The 18,179-nt window shown below is 55.9% G+C and carries 18 protein-coding genes; 8 read left to right on the top strand and 10 right to left on the bottom strand.

The annotated features are described in order from the left end of the window. The first annotated feature begins 108 nt into the window (after positions 1 to 108). Genes ACN0VL_RS02030 through ACN0VL_RS02040 form a run of 3 tightly spaced genes read left to right on the top strand, consistent with a single transcriptional unit; the run spans position 109 to position 4,851 of the window. On the top strand, positions 109 to 2,031 hold the full coding sequence (locus ACN0VL_RS02030) for a PrkA family serine protein kinase (protein ID WP_417614447.1): 1,923 nt from the start codon (positions 109 to 111) through the stop codon (positions 2,029 to 2,031). A 23-nt stretch (positions 2,032 to 2,054) separates the two neighbouring features. Continuing rightward, on the top strand, positions 2,055 to 3,323 hold the full coding sequence (locus tag ACN0VL_RS02035) for a YeaH/YhbH family protein (RefSeq protein WP_417614448.1): 1,269 nt from the start codon (positions 2,055 to 2,057) through the stop codon (positions 3,321 to 3,323). Between the two features lie 7 nt (positions 3,324 to 3,330). Continuing rightward, a complete protein-coding gene (locus tag ACN0VL_RS02040) occupies positions 3,331 to 4,851 on the top strand; it encodes a SpoVR family protein (RefSeq protein ID WP_417614449.1) in 1,521 nt (506 codons plus the stop codon). Between the two features lie 112 nt (positions 4,852 to 4,963). Here ACN0VL_RS02040 and fadR read toward each other — a convergent pair whose 3' ends face one another. After that, on the bottom strand, positions 4,964 to 5,677 hold the full coding sequence (fadR, locus tag ACN0VL_RS02045; protein WP_417614450.1) for a fatty acid metabolism transcriptional regulator FadR: 714 nt from the start codon (positions 5,675 to 5,677) through the stop codon (positions 4,964 to 4,966). 21 nt (positions 5,678 to 5,698) lie between these two features. After that, positions 5,699 to 5,821, bottom strand: coding sequence for a hypothetical protein (locus ACN0VL_RS02050; protein WP_417614451.1), 123 nt, complete (start codon positions 5,819 to 5,821; stop codon positions 5,699 to 5,701). Here ACN0VL_RS02050 and dsbB point away from each other — a divergent pair. Beyond that, positions 5,820 to 6,341: a disulfide bond formation protein DsbB gene (dsbB, locus tag ACN0VL_RS02055; protein WP_417614452.1), complete on the top strand. Its 522-nt coding sequence runs from the start codon at positions 5,820 to 5,822 to the stop codon at positions 6,339 to 6,341. The genes ACN0VL_RS02050 and dsbB overlap by 2 nt on opposite strands. A 318-nt stretch (positions 6,342 to 6,659) precedes the next feature. On the opposite strand, the gene ACN0VL_RS02060 is transcribed toward dsbB, so the two are convergent. Genes ACN0VL_RS02060 through ACN0VL_RS02070 form a run of 3 tightly spaced genes read right to left on the bottom strand, consistent with a single transcriptional unit; the run spans position 6,660 to position 8,090 of the window. Next, complete coding sequence (locus tag ACN0VL_RS02060) at positions 6,660 to 7,094, bottom strand: YcgN family cysteine cluster protein (RefSeq protein ID WP_417614453.1); 435 nt, start codon at positions 7,092 to 7,094, stop codon at positions 6,660 to 6,662. A gap of 3 nt (positions 7,095 to 7,097) precedes the next feature. After that, positions 7,098 to 7,760 carry a fumarylacetoacetate hydrolase family protein gene (locus ACN0VL_RS02065; protein WP_417614454.1) on the bottom strand — a complete coding sequence of 221 codons (663 nt, stop codon included), beginning with the start codon at positions 7,758 to 7,760 and terminating at the stop codon, positions 7,098 to 7,100. 57 nt (positions 7,761 to 7,817) lie between these two features. Beyond that, positions 7,818 to 8,090, bottom strand: a complete 273-nt coding sequence (locus tag ACN0VL_RS02070; protein WP_417614455.1) for a YcgL domain-containing protein — start codon at positions 8,088 to 8,090, stop codon at positions 7,818 to 7,820. A gap of 105 nt (positions 8,091 to 8,195) precedes the next feature. On the opposite strand from ACN0VL_RS02070, the gene minC reads away from it, so the two are divergent. Genes minC through minE form a run of 3 tightly spaced genes read left to right on the top strand, consistent with a single transcriptional unit; the run spans position 8,196 to position 10,017 of the window. Further along, on the top strand, positions 8,196 to 8,888 hold the full coding sequence (minC, locus tag ACN0VL_RS02075) for a septum site-determining protein MinC (protein ID WP_417614456.1): 693 nt from the start codon (positions 8,196 to 8,198) through the stop codon (positions 8,886 to 8,888). Between the two features lie 25 nt (positions 8,889 to 8,913). Next, entirely contained in the window at positions 8,914 to 9,726 is an 813-nt protein-coding gene (gene minD, locus ACN0VL_RS02080; RefSeq protein WP_417614457.1) for a septum site-determining protein MinD, read from the top strand. Between the two features lie 3 nt (positions 9,727 to 9,729). Then, positions 9,730 to 10,017, top strand: a complete 288-nt coding sequence (gene minE / locus ACN0VL_RS02085; RefSeq protein ID WP_417614458.1) for a cell division topological specificity factor MinE — start codon at positions 9,730 to 9,732, stop codon at positions 10,015 to 10,017. Between the two features lie 87 nt (positions 10,018 to 10,104). On the opposite strand, the gene rnd is transcribed toward minE, so the two are convergent. The 4 genes from rnd to ACN0VL_RS02105 form a co-directional block, all read right to left on the bottom strand. Beyond that, the gene (rnd, locus tag ACN0VL_RS02090; protein WP_417614459.1) at positions 10,105 to 11,199 is read right to left on the bottom strand and encodes a ribonuclease D; all 1,095 of its coding nucleotides are present in this window, start codon (positions 11,197 to 11,199) and stop codon (positions 10,105 to 10,107) included. A gap of 52 nt (positions 11,200 to 11,251) precedes the next feature. Continuing rightward, positions 11,252 to 12,973 (bottom strand): long-chain-fatty-acid--CoA ligase FadD, encoded by a 1,722-nt coding sequence (fadD, locus tag ACN0VL_RS02095; RefSeq protein WP_417614460.1) that lies wholly within the window; start codon positions 12,971 to 12,973, stop codon positions 11,252 to 11,254. A gap of 331 nt (positions 12,974 to 13,304) precedes the next feature. Next, positions 13,305 to 13,988 carry a tRNA (adenosine(37)-N6)-threonylcarbamoyltransferase complex dimerization subunit type 1 TsaB gene (gene tsaB / locus ACN0VL_RS02100; RefSeq protein ID WP_417614461.1) on the bottom strand — a complete coding sequence of 228 codons (684 nt, stop codon included), beginning with the start codon at positions 13,986 to 13,988 and terminating at the stop codon, positions 13,305 to 13,307. Between the two features lie 6 nt (positions 13,989 to 13,994). Next, entirely contained in the window at positions 13,995 to 15,932 is a 1,938-nt protein-coding gene (locus ACN0VL_RS02105; protein ID WP_417614462.1) for an ATP-dependent DNA helicase, read from the bottom strand. A 136-nt stretch (positions 15,933 to 16,068) separates the two neighbouring features. Here ACN0VL_RS02105 and ACN0VL_RS02110 point away from each other — a divergent pair, with 136 nt between their 5' ends. Next, a complete protein-coding gene (locus tag ACN0VL_RS02110; protein WP_417614463.1) occupies positions 16,069 to 17,907 on the top strand; it encodes a monovalent cation:proton antiporter-2 (CPA2) family protein in 1,839 nt (612 codons plus the stop codon). A gap of 121 nt (positions 17,908 to 18,028) precedes the next feature. On the opposite strand, the gene ACN0VL_RS02115 is transcribed toward ACN0VL_RS02110, so the two are convergent. Further along, the gene (locus ACN0VL_RS02115) at positions 18,029 to 18,172 is read right to left on the bottom strand and encodes a hypothetical protein (protein WP_417614464.1); all 144 of its coding nucleotides are present in this window, start codon (positions 18,170 to 18,172) and stop codon (positions 18,029 to 18,031) included. Between the last annotated feature and the right edge of the window lie 7 nt (positions 18,173 to 18,179).

The raw sequence follows: 18,179 nt of genomic DNA on the forward strand, positions 1-18,179 counted from the left end.
GGTTGGCTAAATCATGACTAATCTTTTACCAAGGGAATGAAGATATGTGCGCAAGGCTCTTGCTTACAAGTACTGAAGCAGCAGAGCCGAGATTAGGGGGAATACATCATGGCTATTTTTGAGCATTACCAAACGCGTTATGAAAAAGCGAAAGAAGAAGAGTACAGCCTGCAGGAGTTCCTGGACATGTGCCGGGACGACAAAGCCTGTTACGCTTCGGCCTCCGAACGCCTGTTGATGGCGATAGGTGAGCCGGAAATGATCGACACCGCACAAGAGCCAAGGTTAAGCCGGCTCTTCTCTAACCGGGTCATTGCCCGCTATCCGGCATTTTCCGAGTTCTATGGCATGGAAGACAGCATAGAGCAAATTGTGTCCTACCTTAAACACGCCGCTCAGGGGCTGGAGGAAAAGAAACAGATTCTGTATTTGCTGGGTCCTGTGGGGGGTGGTAAGTCTTCGCTGGCCGAGTGCATAAAGTCCCTGATGCAAAAGATGCCCATCTACCGCCTCAAGGGGTCTCCGGTTAACGACCATCCCTTCTGCCTGTTCGACGCTATCGAGGACGGTGCCGTGCTGGAGCAGGAATACGGCATTCCCAAGCGCTACCTGCGGGCCATCATGTCGCCCTGGGCGGTCAAGCGGCTGCACGAGTTTGGGGGCGATATTACCCGCTTCACGGTAGAGAAGGTCTACCCGTCGGTGCTGGATCAAATTGCCATCGCCAAAACCGAACCCGGTGATGATAATAACCAGGACATTTCATCTTTGGTCGGCAAGGTCGACATTCGCCAGTTGGAGCATTACGCCCAGGACGATGCAGATGCCTACTCTTACTCCGGTGCCTTGTGTAAGGCCAACCAGGGGTTGATGGAGTTCGTCGAAATGTTCAAGGCGCCGATCAAGGTGCTGCACCCATTATTAACCGCGACCCAGGAAGGTAACTACAACGGTACCGAGGGTCTGTCTGCCCTGCCCTTCGAGGGCATTATACTGGCTCACTCCAACGAGTCCGAGTGGCAGCACTTTAAACATAACCGTAATAACGAGGCGTTTCTCGACCGGGTGTATATCGTCAAGGTGCCTTACTGCTTGCGGGTGACCGAAGAAATCGATATCTACCAGAAGCTGCTGTTCAACAGTGAGCTGGCCCACGCCAAATGCGCGCCGGGTACCCTGGAAACCCTGGCGCAATTTACCGTGCTGTCACGGATGAAAGAGCCGGAAAACTCCAACCTGTACTCCAAGATGCGGGTCTATGACGGTGAAAGCCTGAAAGACACGGATCCCAAAGCAAAATCGTATCAGGAGTATCGTGACTATGCCGGGGTAGACGAAGGCATGAACGGCCTCTCAACCCGTTTCGCCTTCAAGATCCTGTCCCGGGTATTCAACTTCGACCATGCAGAGGTCGCGGCCAACCCGGTACACCTCTTCTATGTACTGGAGCAACAAATAGAGCGGGAGCAGTTCCCACAAGAAGTGCATGACCGCTACCTTGAGTTCATCAAGGGCTACCTCATTCCCAAGTACGTCGAGTTTATCGGCAAGGAAATTCAAACTGCGTACCTGGAGTCCTACTCTGAATACGGACAAAACATTTTTGACCGCTACGTGGTGTATGCCGACTTCTGGATTCAGGATCAGGAGTACCGGGATCCGGATACCGGCCAGCTGTTTGACCGTTCAGCCCTTAATGCCGAACTGGAGAAAATAGAGAAGCCCGCCGGCATCAGCAACCCGAAAGACTTCCGTAACGAAATCGTCAACTTCGTGTTACGGGCCCGGGCCAATAATGCAGGCAAAAACCCTAACTGGACCAGCTACGAAAAGCTGAGAACCGTTATCGAGAAGAAAATGTTCTCGAATACCGAAGAGCTGTTGCCGGTCATTTCCTTTAATGCCAAGACCAGTGCCGATGAACAGAAAAAACACGATGACTTTGTCGCCCGCATGATGGAAAAGGGATATACCCGCAAGCAGGTCAGATTGTTATCCGAGTGGTATCTGCGTGTTCGCAAGTCTACTTAACAAGGTAAGTGTTGGGGGAAACTATGGCGCATTTTATCGATAGACGACTAAATGGCCGCAACAAAAGCGCTGTGAACCGGCAGCGCTTTATCCGCCGCTATCAACAACAACTTAAAAAAGCGGTGTCAGATGCGGTACTCAAACGCAGTATTCAGGATATCGACAAGGGTGAGAGTGTCTCCATTCCCACCCGGGATATCTCCGAGCCGGTGTTTCATCAAGGCAAGGGCGGATACCGCGAGCAGGTCCATCCGGGCAACGATCAGTTTGTAACCGGCGACAAGGTAGACAGACCCCAGGGAGGAGGCGGTCAGGGAAGCGGACAAGGGGATGCCAGCAACCAGGGAGAAGGACAGGACGATTTTATTTTTGAAATCTCAAAAGAGGAATATCTCGACCTCTTGTTCGATGGTCTGGAGCTGCCCAACCTCGAAAAGAACAAGCTCAATAAAATTAGCGAAATGAAGACCTTTCGTGCCGGCTACTCTGCAGACGGGGTACCGGCCAACATTAATATCGTACGTTCGTTGCGCCAGTCACTGGCGCGGCGCATGGCGCTGCAGGTGGGCAAGAAGAAAACCGTGGCCGAGCTGGAGCGGGAGCTGGCCGAGCTGGGGCGCCACCCCACCCGGCATTATGCCCGCATTCAGGAACTGGAGCTGGAAATCGCCGAGTTGAAACGCCGTATTGCAGCTGTGCCCTTCATCGACACCTTCGATCTGCGCTTTAACAACTTCGTGCAAAGGCCCGTTCCTTCAACTCAGGCGGTGATGTTTTGCATCATGGACGTCTCCGGCTCTATGGATCAGGCCACCAAAGACATGGCAAAGCGCTTTTACTTGTTGCTGTACCTGTTTTTGACCCGCACCTACAAGAACGTCGATGTGGTGTTTATCCGCCATCACACCCAGGCCAAGGAAGTCGATGAGCAGGAGTTTTTCTACTCCCAGGAAACCGGGGGTACCATTGTCTCCAGTGCGCTGCAGCTCATGAAAAAGGTCATAGACGACCGCTACCCCGCCGATCAGTGGAATATTTACGCCGCCCAGGCATCGGATGGTGATAACTGGGCCGATGACTCTCCCTTGTGCAGGCAGTTGCTGCAAGACGATCTGATGTCGCTGGTGCGCTATTTCGCCTACATCGAAATAACCACTCGCGCCCACCAAACCTTGTGGCACGAATATGAGTCCATCGCGCGCAGCTTTTCCAACTTTGCCATGGAGCATATACGCTCGGTAGAAGATATTTACCCCGTATTCAGAGAGCTGTTCAAGAAGCAGGCGGCATGAGGTGACCATGATTGAGACCCAAACCCAAACCCGAACTCGCCCGCTTAGTGACGGGCCAGACTGGAGCTTTGAGTTACTCGAAGCCTACCACACGGAAATAGCCCGTATTGCCAAGCACTACGGCCTGAGTACCTATCCGAATCAAATCGAAATTATCATGGGCGAACAAATGATGGATGCCTACTCCAGCATTGGCATGCCCATTGGTTATCATCATTGGTCGTATGGCAAAAAGTTTATTCAAACCGAACAAAACTACAAACGTGGGCAAATGGGGCTGGCCTATGAGATTGTAATCAACTCCAACCCCTGTATTGCCTATCTGATGGAGGAAAATACCCTGCCCATGCAGGCGCTGGTGATTGCCCATGCCTGCTACGGCCATAACTCCTTCTTCAAGAACAACTACCTGTTCAAGGCCTGGACCGACGCCGAGTCGATTATCGACTACCTGCTGTTTGCCAAACACTACATCAGCGAGTGTGAGGAAAAACACGGCGTGGCCGAAGTTGAAGCCATTCTTGACAGCTGTCATGCCCTGATGAACTACGGGGTCGATCGTTACAAACGGCCACAGCAACTGTCGCTGGCCGAAGAAAGGCGGCGCCAGAAGGCCAGGGAAAGCTATCTGCAAACCCAGGTCAACGAACTGTGGAAAACCCTGCCGCGTATGGACGATGCCAAGGCGGAAGAAAAACGTCGCTACCCCGCCGAGCCGGAAGAAAACCTGCTGTACTTCATAGAGAAACATGCGCCGCTACTGGAGCCCTGGCAGCGCGAGATCGTGCGTATCGTGCGCAAGATCAGTCAGTATTTTTATCCGCAAAAACAAACCCAGGTGATGAATGAAGGCTGGGCCACCTTCTGGCACTACACCATTAGCCAGCACATGTATGACGAGGGCCTGGTCACGGATCGCTTCATGATGGAGATACTGCACAACCACACCAATGTTATCTTTCAGCCGGCTTATAACAGCAAGTACTATTCGGGCATCAACCCTTATGCGCTGGGCTTTGCGATGTTTGTGGATTTGCGCCGCATTTGCGAACACCCTACCGCGGAAGACAAGGCCTGGTTTCCGGATATTGCCGGCTCCGACTGGGTGAAGACCCTGCACTTTGCGATGGAGAACTTCAAGGACGAAAGCTTTATCAGCCAGTTCCTGTCACCCAAGGTGATGCGGGATCTGCATTTGTTTGCCGTGTCCGATGACGATACCCGCAACTACCTGGAAATTTCCGCCATTCACGATGAGCAGGGGTATCACGCATTGCGCCAAAAGCTGTCCAGCCAATACAACCTGTCCAATCTGGAGCCGAATATTCAGGTCTATAACGTGGAGGTTAAAGGTAATCGCTCCCTGACCCTGCGCCATGTGCCGCACAATCGCATTCCCCTGTCCGACTCCAGCCATGAAGTGCTGAAACACGTGCATCGCCTGTGGGGCTTTGATGTGTTGCTGGAGCAGGAAGAGCCGGATGGCAGCGCCACTATCCTCAGTCGCTGTCCGGAGCTGAATCCGTAAGGTGTTAGGTGTTAATAGTGAGGGGAAAGCAGTGGTAAGACGGTGAAGAGTATAGGGTAAGAGCCTCTGGGGTTCTCCTTTACTCTTCACGATTCACATTTCACTCAATTATTTAGCCCTGAGCCATACCTTCGGGTAAGCGATCGCGCATTTCGAGCCACAACTTGCCCGACGCCTTGCCATAGTCTCGTACCAGCTCGGCCACCTGGTCCAGCTCGCCTCTGCTTGCCAGGGCGGCCAGATCCCGATAATAAGTGCCAGCCAGCTGACGCGCCGCAGGCAAAGAGAAGTAGTAACGCCCTACCCGACAGTACAGCCCCTTGAAACCATTCAGAATCAACCCGTAAATGGGATTGCCGGAAGCAAAGGCCAACTGATGATGCAGTTCGTAATCGAAGGCGGCATAGGCGTCGGCTTCGTCGGCCAGCTGCTCTAACTCTGCGATAACGCTCGCCACCTTTTCCGGGTTGTTTTTTATTGCCGAACGAATGAAAATGCTGCTGATATGGGTACGGGCAGATAACAGATGATCGATCAACTCCGGCATCTTGTCTTCATCAAGCCGCGCCAGGGTTTCCAGAATATTCAGGCTGGAGGTTTCCCAGAAGTTGTTTACCCGGGTGGGTTTGCCGTGTTGTATGGTGAGCCAGCCGTCCCGGGCCAACCGTTGCAACACCTCGCGCAGCGTGGTTCTGGTCACGCCGATGAGCTCCGACAATTCACGCTCGGCCGGCAAGATAGAGCCAGGTGGAAAGTGACTGTTCCAGATGGATTCTATGATATATTGTTCCGCGAAATTGGCTGGACTTTGTGCCTTAATGACCATAAAACCACTCTGTTAAATATATTAAAAATGGGTAAAACCAAAGGCTGATAATAACAGAGCAGACCAGTTCTCCACAAGCTCCGCCCCCTTTTCCTTCTGCTTACCGGCCAGAATCATTTTTACGTCATACTGTGAGGATTTCATGCTGTACGCCTTTTCTCGTTCTCGTTTCGCCTGGGCACTGCTGACTCTGGGCTCGGGCCTGTTGCTGGCTGTCGCCCTGTACTTTCAATATGGTCAGGGCATGGCCCCCTGTGTAATGTGCGTCTACCAGCGAGCCGCACTGGCCGGCGTGATGCTGGCAGCCTGTCTGGGCTGGCTGGCACCGAAGCACGGGCTTATCAGCAACCTGGCTTTGCTGGGCTGGCTGACCGCCGCCGTTAAAGGCGGACTACTGGCCAAGGAGCATGTCGGCTATCAATTCAACCCCTCCCCCTTTACCCAATGCTCCAGCGTGGCCGAGTTTCCCTCCTGGTTACCACTCGACACCTGGTTACCCGGCCTGTTTCACCCCAGCGGCGATTGTTCCGACGTCTCCTGGGCATGGATGGGTCTGAGTATGCCCCAGTGGCTAATGGGAATATTCGCCGGCCTGGCCGTGCTGGCGATGGTGTTTATCCTGATGAGGATCACGGGGAAGCAAGCAGTAAGCCGTAAGCTATAAACACGCCGTGAATACTTCCCTGTAGGCTCAAACCGCGCCTTCCCTGGCGCGGATGATCGGCTGAGCAGCCCCCTCTGCCTTCCAATTGAACGACAAAAAGGCTTGCAAGAACTTTGTCTTGCAAGCCTTATCAGGTTCAACCTTGTTCTAATCTTAATGATTCCGTGGCTTCAGTGGATTCCGTGGCAAAGATGTTTTTAATCTTGAAAGCCAGCAGGCTACAGAGCTCAGGAAAGTGAAGCGATATGACTTGAGTTTATCTTACAGCTTATGGCTGTGTTTACTCCTCACGCTTTACGCCTCTCCCCTCACTCGGGATCATTTCGCCCAGGTAATGATGTGCTGCTCCCAGGCGCCGGCCCTGGACTCGGGCACGACCTTGCCCCGTACCGACTGCCCCGCCTTGTGCATGGCACTCTTCGAGCCCGTGCGCAGCGGGTGCCAGGATGGCAGCGACTGCCCCTCGGACAGCAACCGATAAGCACAGGTAGAGGGCAACCAGAAATAGTCATCCAGCTTGTCACGGGTAATTTTCAGGCAGTCCGGCACGATGGAAAACCGGTTTTCATAGTTACTGCAGGCACAAGTGTGGGTGTTTAACAGCTCGCATGCCACATTGGTATGCACCAACTCGTCCGTATCCTCATCAATCAGCTTGTTGAGGCAGCACTTGCCACAACCGTCACACAGGGCTTCCCATTCCTGGTCGGTCATCTGTTCCAAAGACTTGGTATACCAAAAATCAGCCTGCATTACTTATCCTGCTACTTGAGCACTAAAACGGTACTGACCGTTCAATTGCATATCGAGTTGATCCTGGGGCTTGAGCTCGGCGACCCCTTGCGGGGTGCCCGTCAAGACAATGTCGCCGGGGTTCAGGGTAAAGCAGCGGCTCATTTCGGCCAGCAGCTTTCCTATCGGCCACATCATCTGGGCGGTATTCCCCGCCTGCCGGGGCTGACCATTGACCTGCAGGCTGAAATCGAGCTGCTGCAGGTGGCCGATCATGTCGGGCTCTACAAACGGGCTGACGGGGCAGCTGCCATCGAAAGCCTTGGCGCGCTCCCAGGGGTGCCCCTTGGCTTTCAGCTCGTCCTGTACGTCACGCAAGGTCAGGTCGAGCGCCAGCCCCACCCCCACGATGGCATCCAGGGTGTGCCCCGGTTCGGCATGACACAGGCGTCGACCGATCAGCAGTGCCACTTCCAGCTCGTGGTGTACGGCACCCAGCCCCTTGGGCAGCAGCAAGGGGACATTCAGCCCCGTCAGGCTACTGGCCGGCTTGATGAACAGCAGCGGTTGGCTGGGGACAGGATTGTTAAGCTCGGCGGCATGGTCCTGATAGCTGCGCCCCACGCACACTACCTTGCCAACCGCATAGGGCAGCGGTTGACCTTGCACGTCCAGATGTTGATACATGTGTCGCTCCTGTTGATGTCATTTCAGGCCTGCTTGCTTCATACCGTCCAGAAAAGGCTACAATTTATTCTTTGCACGAAACTCTTTGAGCAGGTTTTCTGGCGGAGGCGGTAATTGCAGGTAATACCCTTGCGTTTTCAACGCCGTTTTCACCTTGGTCAAATCAGCTTGTCCAAGTTGTGTTTTATTTGCCAGATTAATAATCATAGCAAGTTGCGGCGTACCAAAGGTATCCAGTAACGCGGACGGCACGCGAGAAAAGTCGTCGCGTCGCTCGACAAAAAGATAGGTTTGGTCCATTTTGGGACTTTTATATACTACAGATAACATGGAAGTTGCTATAATCCGTCGGCTTTATTGCCAGTTAGGGCGGCAAACTATAACATCAGCGCGAACAATAACAAAAAGGATTATATCCTTGGGGGAAAGCCGCTTATGGCGGAGCATGGTATTGAATTAAAAGGCAGTAGTTTTACCCTGTCCGTGGTGCACCTCACCGATCACGATGTTGGCAGGGTAAAACGCCTGCTGGCAGAAAAAGTTGCATTGGCCCCGGCCTTCTTTCGGGCCGCACCCCTGGTTATCAACATTGAAAAGCTCTTACAGACACCTGACTTTTCGGCTCTCGCCCAGGCTCTCAGAGAACTGGAACTGGTTCCGGTGGGGGTAACGGGTGCGAAAAGCGATGAAGCCCGGGCTGCAGCTCGCGCCGCAGGCCTGGCCATCGTCAGCACCAGCAAGGCGGCGGTCACACAAGCCCCGGCCGAGCTTAAAGAGCCCCCCGCCGAGCTGCTTAACCAGCCCGGCACCAAGGTGCACCGAGGCCCGGTGCGCTCTGGCCAGCAGGTATATGCCGCCAACGGTTCCCTGGTGGTGCTGGGTGCCGTCAGTAACGGGGCTGAAGTGATTGCCGATGACAGTATTCATGTTTATGGACCACTGCGCGGTCGAGCCGTTGCCGGCGCCAAAGGTAATGAGTCGGCAAGAATTTATTGCCAGCAGCTAATGGCCGAGTTGATTTCCGTCGCCGGCCATTATCAAATCAGTGCAGGGCTACAGGGTGACAACTGGGAACAGGCTGTCACTATTTCTCTGGCGGGCGAGCAGTTAACGATCGACCGACTCTAATTATTTTCGACTTTAGGAACACAATATGGCACGAATTATCGTCGTCACATCTGGAAAGGGAGGCGTGGGTAAAACCACCTCCAGTGCAGCCATCAGTACCGGACTGGCCAGCCTTGGTCACAAAACGGTGGTGATCGATTTCGATATTGGCTTGCGTAACCTTGACTTGATCATGGGCTGTGAGCGTCGCGTTGTATACGACTTCGTCAATGTCATCAACGGAGATGCCAACCTGAATCAGGCGCTGATCCGCGACAAGCGGATCGATAACCTCTACATACTGCCCGCTTCTCAAACCCGGGACAAAGACGCCCTTACCCGTGAAGGCGTAGACAAAGTACTGAAAGACCTGGCCGCCATGGACTTTGAGTACATCGTTTGTGACTCTCCTGCCGGCATCGAAACCGGGGCCATGATGGCACTCTACTTTGCCGATGAAGCCATTATCACCACCAACCCGGAAGTGTCCTCGGTACGGGACTCCGACCGGGTACTGGGAATACTGGCGTCCAAGTCGTGGCGGGCAGAGCACAACATGGAGCCCATCAAGGAGCACCTGTTGCTGACTCGCTACTCACCCGAGCGCGTCAACCGTGGCGACATGCTGGCCGTACAGGATGTGCAGGAAATACTGGCGATTCCGCTGCTGGGGGTGATTCCCGAGTCTCAGGCGGTGCTTAAAGCCTCCAACGCCGGTGAGCCCGTGATCCTGGATAACGAATCCGATGCCGGCCTCGCCTATGCCGACGCCGTCGCCCGCCTGCTCGGTGAAGAGCGCCCCTTCCGTTTCCTCGACGAAGAGAAAAAGGGATTTTTCAGCAGAATTTTTGGGAGTTAATTTATGTCTCTACTGGACTATTTCCGTTCACGAAAGAATCAGAACAGCGCTCAGCTTGCCAAAGAGCGCCTGCAGATCATTGTTGCGCACGAACGTAGCCAGCGGGATACCCCGGATTATCTACCGCAAATGCAACAGGATATATTGGCGGTAATCCGTAAATATGTGGATATCGATATCGATCAGATTTCGGTACAGCTGGATCAAAAAGGCGACAACCTGTCGGTGCTCGAGCTGAATATCATGTTTCCGGAAGGCGATGAAAAGGCCATCGGCAAGGTAGAAGGCTAAGTCGCTTGCACCACATGATGCGTTACGCCAGGGTCGAAACTCTTATCGTTCCTGGCGCAACCTCCGATGCCGTCAGCTCGTCGTCAATTACAGCTGCGACCCCAGCAGCTCACCGCGCCAGCCTTGCAGCAGGATCGGCTTGATGTCTGCACTTTCTTCCAGTCGCCACTTCCAGCTCAGGTATTGATGGATCAGCCGCTTGGAGGCAATCACCTCGGCGGGGATTTCGGCCTGCTCACCGGCGGTTTCCACCAGTGACTTGATTCGCTTTAGCTCTGCCTTGTAATCCGGGTAATCAATCAGTCGTTTAACCGGCTGAGGCCAGTGCGCCGGCTCGGCCAGTGCCTGCTGCACCAGCGCCAGCAGGGTATCGCCATGGCGACGAATTTCCATGGGATCCAGATCCAGCTTCGCCAGATCGGCCAGCGACAGGGGCGCCCGCTCTGCCACACGGAACAAGTGCGCTTCTTTCACTACAAAGTTGACGGCCAAGTCGCGCTGGCGGGCCTCATTCAACCGCCACTGGCACAAAGGCTGCAATATTCCCAGCGCCTGACTGTCCAGAGTCCAGGCATTTTTGATGTCCAGATAAGCGTAGGCAGGATCAACGCTTTCGGTACGGCGCTTGACGGCCCGCTCGCATTCCTGCTCAAACCATTCCGTCAGGCCCTTTTGTGCCAGCTGCTCCATGAGCTTCTGATAGACGGGATAGAGATAAATCACATCGTCCGCCGCATAGCTCAGCTGGGCACTCGACAGGGGGCGAGCCAGCCAGTCGGTGCGCGCATGGGCTTTATCCAGGCTGACACCCAGCATTTTTTCTACCAGGGGGGCAAACCCCAGCTGACTGCCCAGTCCCAGAAACGCGGCGGCCAGTTGCGTGTCGTGGATACGGCCCGGCAAGGAGCCACTTTGGTGCTGCAGCAGTTCGAGATCTTCGCCGCCGGCATGCAGTACACACACTCGGTCCGGATCATTCAGCAAACGCCACAGGGGCGACAGATCGGATACGGCAAGCGGGTCAATCAACCCCGTGTGCTTGCCATCAAACAGCTGATACAGGCCGGGCTTGGCATAGAAGGTACGGGTACGAATAAATTCGGTATCCAGCGCCAGCAGGCGGGCATCCGTGTTACAAAACTCGGTGAGGGTCTGGTTATCGGTGATCAGTGTATAAGTCATGAGTACTCTGTGTGGACGGAAAAATAAAACCCCAGATAACTGGGGTCTCGGCTCAAGAGGCTTCGTCTCTCAGCTCTCGACGCAGTATTTTACCGACATTGGTTTTAGGCAATTCGTCACGAAATTCTATCACCTTAGGTACCTTATAGGCAGTCAGATATTGCCGGCAATGGGCCTTGAGGGTATTTATATCCAGCTCGGCGCCCGGCTTCTTCACCACCACCAGCTTGACCACTTCGCCGCAGTCCGCATGAGGTACGCCCACCGCCGCCGCTTCCAGTACCGCCGGATGCTGCATGGCCACCTCTTCAATTTCGTTAGGAAAAACGTTGAAGCCCGACACCAGTATCATGTCTTTCTTGCGATCGACTATGGTCAAAAAGCCTTGCTCATCCATGGTGGCGATGTCACCGGTGCGCAGCCAGCCATCATGGAACGGACTGTCGGGGCCGTCACTGTCTGCTTCATTCGCGCCCCAGTAGCCGCTCATGACCTGAGGGCCCTTCACTTCCATTTCGCCGGGGGTATGGGTCAGGGTAATGACCTGACCGTCATCATCGACCAGCCGGACATCGGTCGAGCACACGGGCAGGCCAATGGAGCCGTTATAGCCGTCCATATCATAGGGGCACACGGTTACCAGCGGCGCGCATTCGGTCAGGCCATAGCCTTCCAGCAAGCGGCTACCGGTAATAGACTGCCAGCGTTCGGCCACCACCCGCTGCACCGACATGCCGCCGCCTATGGTCAACTTGAGACTGCTGAAGTCGTGCCCTTGAAAGTCTTCATTGTTCACCAGGGCATTGAACAGGGTATTCACCCCGGTAATACAGGTAAAGTCATAGCCTTTGAGCTCTCGCACCAGGCCGGGAAGATCCCGGGGGTTGGTGATCAGCAGATTCTGGGCGCCAATGCGAAAGAACAGCAAACCGTTCACCGTCAGGGCAAAGACATGGTACAGCGGCAAGGCCGTCACCACCTTTTCCTGGCCCATGTTCAGTACCGGACCATAGACCCCCAGACACTGCTCGACATTGGCCAGCACGTTGCCGTGACTCAGCATGGCGCCCTTGGAACGCCCCGTGGTACCACCGGTATATTGCAAGAATGCCAGCGAGTCGCCATTCAGCTCGGGACGGATATAACGCAAGCCGTGGCCCTGGCTTAACGCCGTGCTGTAGCGAATATGATTGGGCAAATGGTAGTCGGGTACCAGTTTCTTGACGTACTTGACCACCAGATTGAGCAAGGTCCCTTTTATCGCTCCCAGGTGATCGCCCATGCGGGTCAAGATGACATTTTTAACCGGCGTGTCTGGCAGCACCTCGGCCAGGGTGTGGGCAAAATTTTCCACTATCACTATGGTATCGGCCCTGGCGTCAGTCAGCTGATGCTTGAGCTCACGTGCCGTATACAGCGGATTGACGTTAACCACCACCAGGCCGGCACGCAAGGCACCAAACAGACACACGGGGTATTGCAACAGATTGGGCATCATCAAGGCGATACGCGAGCCGGGGGCCAGCTGTAACGATTGCTGTAAATAGGCGGCAAAATCTCGCGACAGACCATCGAGCTCGCGATAGCTCAGACTCTTGCCGAAGTTGGTATAGGCGGGCTGATCGGCAAAGTCATTGACGCCCTGCTCGAACAGGTCGATCAGTGAAGAGAAGGTATTGGCATCTATGTCGGCGGGCACATCAGCCGGGTAACGCTGCAGCCAAGGCTTGCCGGAAAAGGGAGTCGGCGCTTCGCCGGATTGGACGTGTTCCATATCAGTCTCCTGGGACAGGACAAAAGGCCTGGCTCGGTCATATGTTCAACCGGCCCTGCTTACTCGCTAGCCTAGTAGATTAAAGTTTTTACTCTAAAAGTCATTACAAATCCACAACAAAACCACCACCAGGTAACATAATCCTTGCCGGGTATGGGTTAGCGCTGCCGTTGCCGCTGTCGTTGGTGCCACAGTCGAATGCGCCGCAGGTTGTTACGCCTGCGCCGTTGCCGATATTGTAAACTGCGATGATAAGGGCGCTGAACATAAAACATCAAAGTCTGAGTGTCCTGGCGCCGCTTGATGGCAAATATAACCACATCGGCTCCTGTTAACGACCGGGCAGTTTCTGCCAGGTCACCTTGTCCCTAAGATAGACGGGTTGGGCCTCGGCGGCATCCACTCCCTGTCCACTCTGCCACAATAGCAGTGCCTGGGGCAGCAAGTCCCGCGCTTCCGGATATGGCAGGGCATCGCAGACATGGTCGACCCGCTCGGTCAGCTCGCCATAGGTGACAAAGCCCGAGCCCACGCCACTGGCCCAGTGCTGATGGGCCGCCTCGGCGAGAAACGCGCCCGGCGCCAGCACCTGTTCGGCCTCGCGCACCACCATGACGCCCTGCTCCAGCGCATAGCCACCAACATAAATTTCTCCCATACGGGCATCAATGGCACTCAACACCTGCCGGGCATCACACAGGCGGTAAGCCCCCTGGGCCAGCGCCTGCAAATTGGACACGCCCAGCAAGGGCAAGTCGGCCCCAAAGGCCAGACCTTGTGCCACCCCCAGGGTAATGCGCACACCGGTAAAGGAACCCGGACCCCGGCCAAAGGCCAGGCCGTCGAGATCACTCAGCGCCAGCTCCCCTTCGGCCAGCAACTCGGCCACCATGGGTAAAATCAAGTCCGTATGGCCCCGAGGCGCCACCTGATAACGACTGAGCACCTCGCCGTCCTGCCACAGGGCAGCAGAACAGGCCTCGGTGGCGGTATCAATGGCCAGTATTCGGGTCATGGGTTATTACTCCAGCGTTGATAAAAATTCGGCCACCTGGCTCAGGCAGCGGGTACGCGGCATGGCAGGCAGGCTATTAATAAAATCGGCACCATAGGCGCGGTTGACCAGGCGGTCGTCGGTGATCACCAGGGCGCCGTTATCGGCCACATCCCGGATCAGCCGCCCGACTCCCTGCTTCAGGGTAATAATGGCTTTGGGCAGCTGCACCTTGGCAAAACCGTCTTCGCCACGGCGGCGACAGTCATCCAGGCGGGCACTGAGCAAGGGATCGTCCGGCGCACTAAAGGGCAACTTGTCGATCACCACACATTGCAGCGCATGACCGCGCACATCGATCCCTTCCCAAAAACTGCTGGTGGCCACCAGGACGGCACGGCCATCCTGAGCAAAGCGCTCCAGCAATCGTACCTTGTTGTCTTCGCCCTGAACCAGAATGGTACGATTTAACTTAAGGCGCAGCACCTCGGCCACTTCGTTCATCACCTTATAACTGGTACACAGAAAGAAGCTGCCCCCCGGCACCGCCGACAAGGTATCCACCAGTGACTCGGCCAGCCAGCGACCACGCCCCTGGGCGTTGGTGGGTGGCAAGTAACGGGGCACACACAAACGAGACTGGCGAGAGTAATCAAAAGGGCTGTCCAATTGCAAGGTGCGGGGCCGGGATAAGCCCATATCGGCGCAGAAGTGGTCAAAACGGTTCCCCACCGCCAGGGTGGCCGAGGTAAATATCCAGCTGGCCGCCTCTTTGCTCAGCTCGGCAGAAAAGCGCTCGGCGACCGACAGCGGGGTTTTATGAAAGCTGATGTGCAGGCGCGTACAATCGAACCAGTAGGAGTAGCCGTCCTCTTCTACCCGGGTGACCGCTTCCAGCTGGGTACGCAAGGTCACCAATCGCTCGAAGCACTGATCCAGCTGCTCGCCCCGCCCCAGCGCCAGCTTGAGCACCTCATAACAAAAGGCCAGGCTTTCGTTTAAGCGCGCCAATCCATGGGTCACTTCCGGGCGGGCCAGCATCGGCCTGAGCTGGCCGCGCTTGCTGTCGTGACCAAAGGTCAGGCGTAAATCCTGGGCATAGCGCTCAACCTGATCCGCCACCTTGCTGATTTGCGCCATGTCCTTGGCTTCTACTTTTTGTGCCAGACGCAAATCCCGCGCCAGCTCCAGAAACTGACGGCTGGACTGGCTCTGGCCAAAATACTGGCCGGCAATATCGGGCAGCTGATGGGCTTCATCCAGAATATAGGCGTCGGCTTCGGGGATCAGTTGACCAAAGCCGGTGTCGCGCACCGCCATGTCGGCAAAAAACAGATGATGGTTCACCACCACCACCTGAGCCTCCATCGCTTTGGCTCGCGCCTTGACCAGGAAGCAGTCCTGATAATGACTGCACTCGCGGCCCAGACAATTATCGTTGGTGCTGGTTACCAAGGGCAGTATTTCGCTGCGTTCGGCCAGCCCGGGAATATCGCCGATGTCGCCGCTGTGGGTCATGGGCATAAAGCGCCGTACTCGCTGCAAGTCGGCCAGCCCCTCGGCAGACAGGTGCGGGACGCTGTCGTTCAGCAGCTTGAGTCGCTCGATGCACAGGTAGTTGGCCCGGCCTTTCAGCAAGGCGACCGGATGATGATAGGCCATGGCCTTGACCAGGGTAGGCAGATCGCGATGAAACAGCTGCTCTTGCAGGTTACGCGAACCGGTGCTGAGCACCACCTTCTTGCCGGCCGCCAGCACGGGGGCCAGATAGGCATAGGTTTTGCCGGTGCCGGTCCCCGCCTCGACCACCAGCGGCACCTTGTCTGTCAACGCCTGGGCCACCGCCGCCGCCATGTCAACCTGGGCCTGGCGAGGTTTAAAGCCCTCTATGGCGTGGGCCAAAGGGCCCTGCTCGGTGAAAAGCTCGGTAAATCGGGAAGCAGAAAGCGGGTTGTCGTCGTCCAAAGCGGGGCAGTCTCGTCAAAGAAAAATCCATGATAACAAAAGCCGCCGCAACACGGCAGTCGACTATTCCGTTTTTAACAATGCCGTGCGACACTCTTGACGTTCCCTTCTTACCTGTTGCCAGCCCCTAGGAGTCATGATGTCCGAAACCGGTGGCCTACTCCATGCCAGTGTTATTTTCCTGTTAACGGCGGTCTTGATGGTGCCGCTTGCCAAGCGGCTCAAATTGGGAGCCGTGCTCGGCTACCTGTTAGGCGGGGTACTGATAGGGCCCTCGGTATTGGGGTTGATCACGGCACCCGAAAGTATTTCCCAGCTTTCGGAGTTAGGCGTGGTGATGCTGATGTTCATCATCGGCCTGGAGCTGTCGCCCCGTCGGTTATGGGTAATGCGACACGCCGTATTTGGTGCCGGTTTGGCCCAGATGCTGCTGACCGGCGTCTTGCTGGCGCTGGGCGCCTGGCAGCTGTTTGGCCAGAGCTGGCAAGCGGCATTGATATTGGGCTTTGGCCTGGCGCTGTCGTCTACCGCCATGGGGCTGCAACTGCTGGCCGAGCGCAAGGAAATGAGCAGTGCCCATGGCCGTCAGGCCTTTGCCATCCTGTTGTTCCAGGATATCGCAGCCATTCCGCTTATTGCGCTGGTACCGGCGCTGGGCACGGCTCAGGCCAGCTCGGGTGAAGGGGGTACCCATTTACTGCAGATTGTGGCCAGTATCGGCCTGGTCGTGATTGGTGGCCGCTACCTGTTGCGCCCGGTGTTTCGCATTGTGGCCAAAACCGGCCTGCAAGAAGTCTCTACCGCCACCGCCCTGCTGGTGGTCATGGGTACGGCCTGGTTGATGGAATGGGCCCATGTGTCCATGGCACTGGGGGCCTTTCTGGCCGGCATGTTATTGGCCGACTCGGAGTATCGCCACGAGCTGGAGTCGCAGCTGGAGCCATTTAAAGGCTTGTTGCTGGGCCTGTTCTTTATTGGCGTGGGCATGAGTGCCGACCTGAGCCTGCTCTGGCAACATCCGGTGATGATATTCGGGCTGGCGTTGTTATTGCTGGGGCTCAAGTTCCCCCTGCTGGCCCTGGTGGGGCGCATGATAGGTAAACTAGACTCGTTAAGCGCCATCAAACTGGGGCTGTTACTGGCCGCCGGCGGTGAGTTTGCCTTCGTCCTGTTTGGCCTGGCCCGTGACAATGGGCTGTTCAACGGGGAATTACACGACATACTGGTGATGACCATCACCCTGTCGATGGCGCTCACCCCCTTGATATTGTTGCTCCTGTCGCGCCGCTTGCGACAGGCTGCTCCGGCTCGCCCGGTTCCGCCGGAATACGAAGCAATAGATGACCATCACCCTCGCGCCGTGATTCTGGGCATGGGCCGCATGGGGCAAATTGTCGCCCGGGTACTGCGCGCCCAGCGCATTCCTTTTGTGGCCTTTGAAAACGAAGTCGACACCATCAGCATTACCCGCAGCATCGACAACATTGCCATCTATTATGGCGATCCCTTGCGCCCGGGCGTGTTGCGCACCGCCGGTGCCGAGCAGGCAGAGTTTTTTATCGTCGCCACCGACGATCCGGACATCAACCTGCACGCCACCCAGGTGATCCGCGAGCGCTACCCGCACATGAACGTCATCTCCCGGGCTCGCAACCGCCAGCATGTGCACAAGTTATGGGATTTGGGCGCCATGCCGGTGCGGGAAACCTTTCATTCCAGCCTGGAAATGAGCCGCCGCGTGCTGCAAGGCCTGGGGCTGGGGGAAGAGCAAATAACCGCCCGGTTGCGCCGCTTCCGCGAACACGATGAGCGCGTACTCATGGAACAACACAAGGTATATGACGACGAAGCGGCGGTATTTCAAACCGCTCGTCAGGCTCGGGCTGAACTGGAAACCCTGTTTGAAGCGGATCATCTCGAACAGGCACCCAAAGTACTGAACCCGGAGGCCAGTGCTCAACGCCGTGAGGAGTAGAGTGTGAGGGGTGGTGAGACGTGTGACGTGAAGCGTAAGGAGTGAGGAGTGAGGCGCAAGGGATGGGCGCTGTCGGCAGTTATGATGCCCTGCGCCCATCCCTGTTTTTATGTTAGCCGTATTACCTTTGGTGTAGAAAAGCCCCGTCGGTGCCGGTCAGCAGACCCGGCCCGGTGGGGATTTCCCGCTCGCTGTGGTAGTGGACCGGAGTCCCGCTACAACCACCGAGCAACAGCAATATCACCAGCATGATAGGTATCTTCATCTGGGCT

The organism is Oceanisphaera sp. (assembly GCF_048268965.1).
GTDB lineage: Bacteria > Pseudomonadota > Gammaproteobacteria > Enterobacterales > Aeromonadaceae > Oceanimonas.

Coding starts and splice junctions, on each gene's coding strand:
- ACN0VL_RS02035 (WP_417614448.1), top strand. CDS start 2,055: ATGGCGCATTTTATCGATAGACGACTAAATGGCCGCAACAAAAGCGCT.
- minC (WP_417614456.1), top strand. CDS start 8,196: ATGGCGGAGCATGGTATTGAATTAAAAGGCAGTAGTTTTACCCTGTCC.
- tsaB (WP_417614461.1), bottom strand. CDS start 13,988: ATGACCCGAATACTGGCCATTGATACCGCCACCGAGGCCTGTTCTGCT.
- rnd (WP_417614459.1), bottom strand. CDS start 11,199: ATGACTTATACACTGATCACCGATAACCAGACCCTCACCGAGTTTTGT.
- ACN0VL_RS02050 (WP_417614451.1), bottom strand. CDS start 5,821: ATGAAATCCTCACAGTATGACGTAAAAATGATTCTGGCCGGTAAGCAG.
- ACN0VL_RS02070 (WP_417614455.1), bottom strand. CDS start 8,090: ATGTTATCTGTAGTATATAAAAGTCCCAAAATGGACCAAACCTATCTT.
- ACN0VL_RS02065 (WP_417614454.1), bottom strand. CDS start 7,760: ATGTATCAACATCTGGACGTGCAAGGTCAACCGCTGCCCTATGCGGTT.
- minE (WP_417614458.1), top strand. CDS start 9,730: ATGTCTCTACTGGACTATTTCCGTTCACGAAAGAATCAGAACAGCGCT.
- ACN0VL_RS02115 (WP_417614464.1), bottom strand. CDS start 18,172: ATGAAGATACCTATCATGCTGGTGATATTGCTGTTGCTCGGTGGTTGT.
- fadD (WP_417614460.1), bottom strand. CDS start 12,973: ATGGAACACGTCCAATCCGGCGAAGCGCCGACTCCCTTTTCCGGCAAG.
- ACN0VL_RS02060 (WP_417614453.1), bottom strand. CDS start 7,094: ATGCAGGCTGATTTTTGGTATACCAAGTCTTTGGAACAGATGACCGAC.
- ACN0VL_RS02040 (WP_417614449.1), top strand. CDS start 3,331: ATGATTGAGACCCAAACCCAAACCCGAACTCGCCCGCTTAGTGACGGG.
- minD (WP_417614457.1), top strand. CDS start 8,914: ATGGCACGAATTATCGTCGTCACATCTGGAAAGGGAGGCGTGGGTAAA.
- dsbB (WP_417614452.1), top strand. CDS start 5,820: ATGCTGTACGCCTTTTCTCGTTCTCGTTTCGCCTGGGCACTGCTGACT.
- ACN0VL_RS02030 (WP_417614447.1), top strand. CDS start 109: ATGGCTATTTTTGAGCATTACCAAACGCGTTATGAAAAAGCGAAAGAA.
- ACN0VL_RS02110 (WP_417614463.1), top strand. CDS start 16,069: ATGATGTCCGAAACCGGTGGCCTACTCCATGCCAGTGTTATTTTCCTG.
- fadR (WP_417614450.1), bottom strand. CDS start 5,677: ATGGTCATTAAGGCACAAAGTCCAGCCAATTTCGCGGAACAATATATC.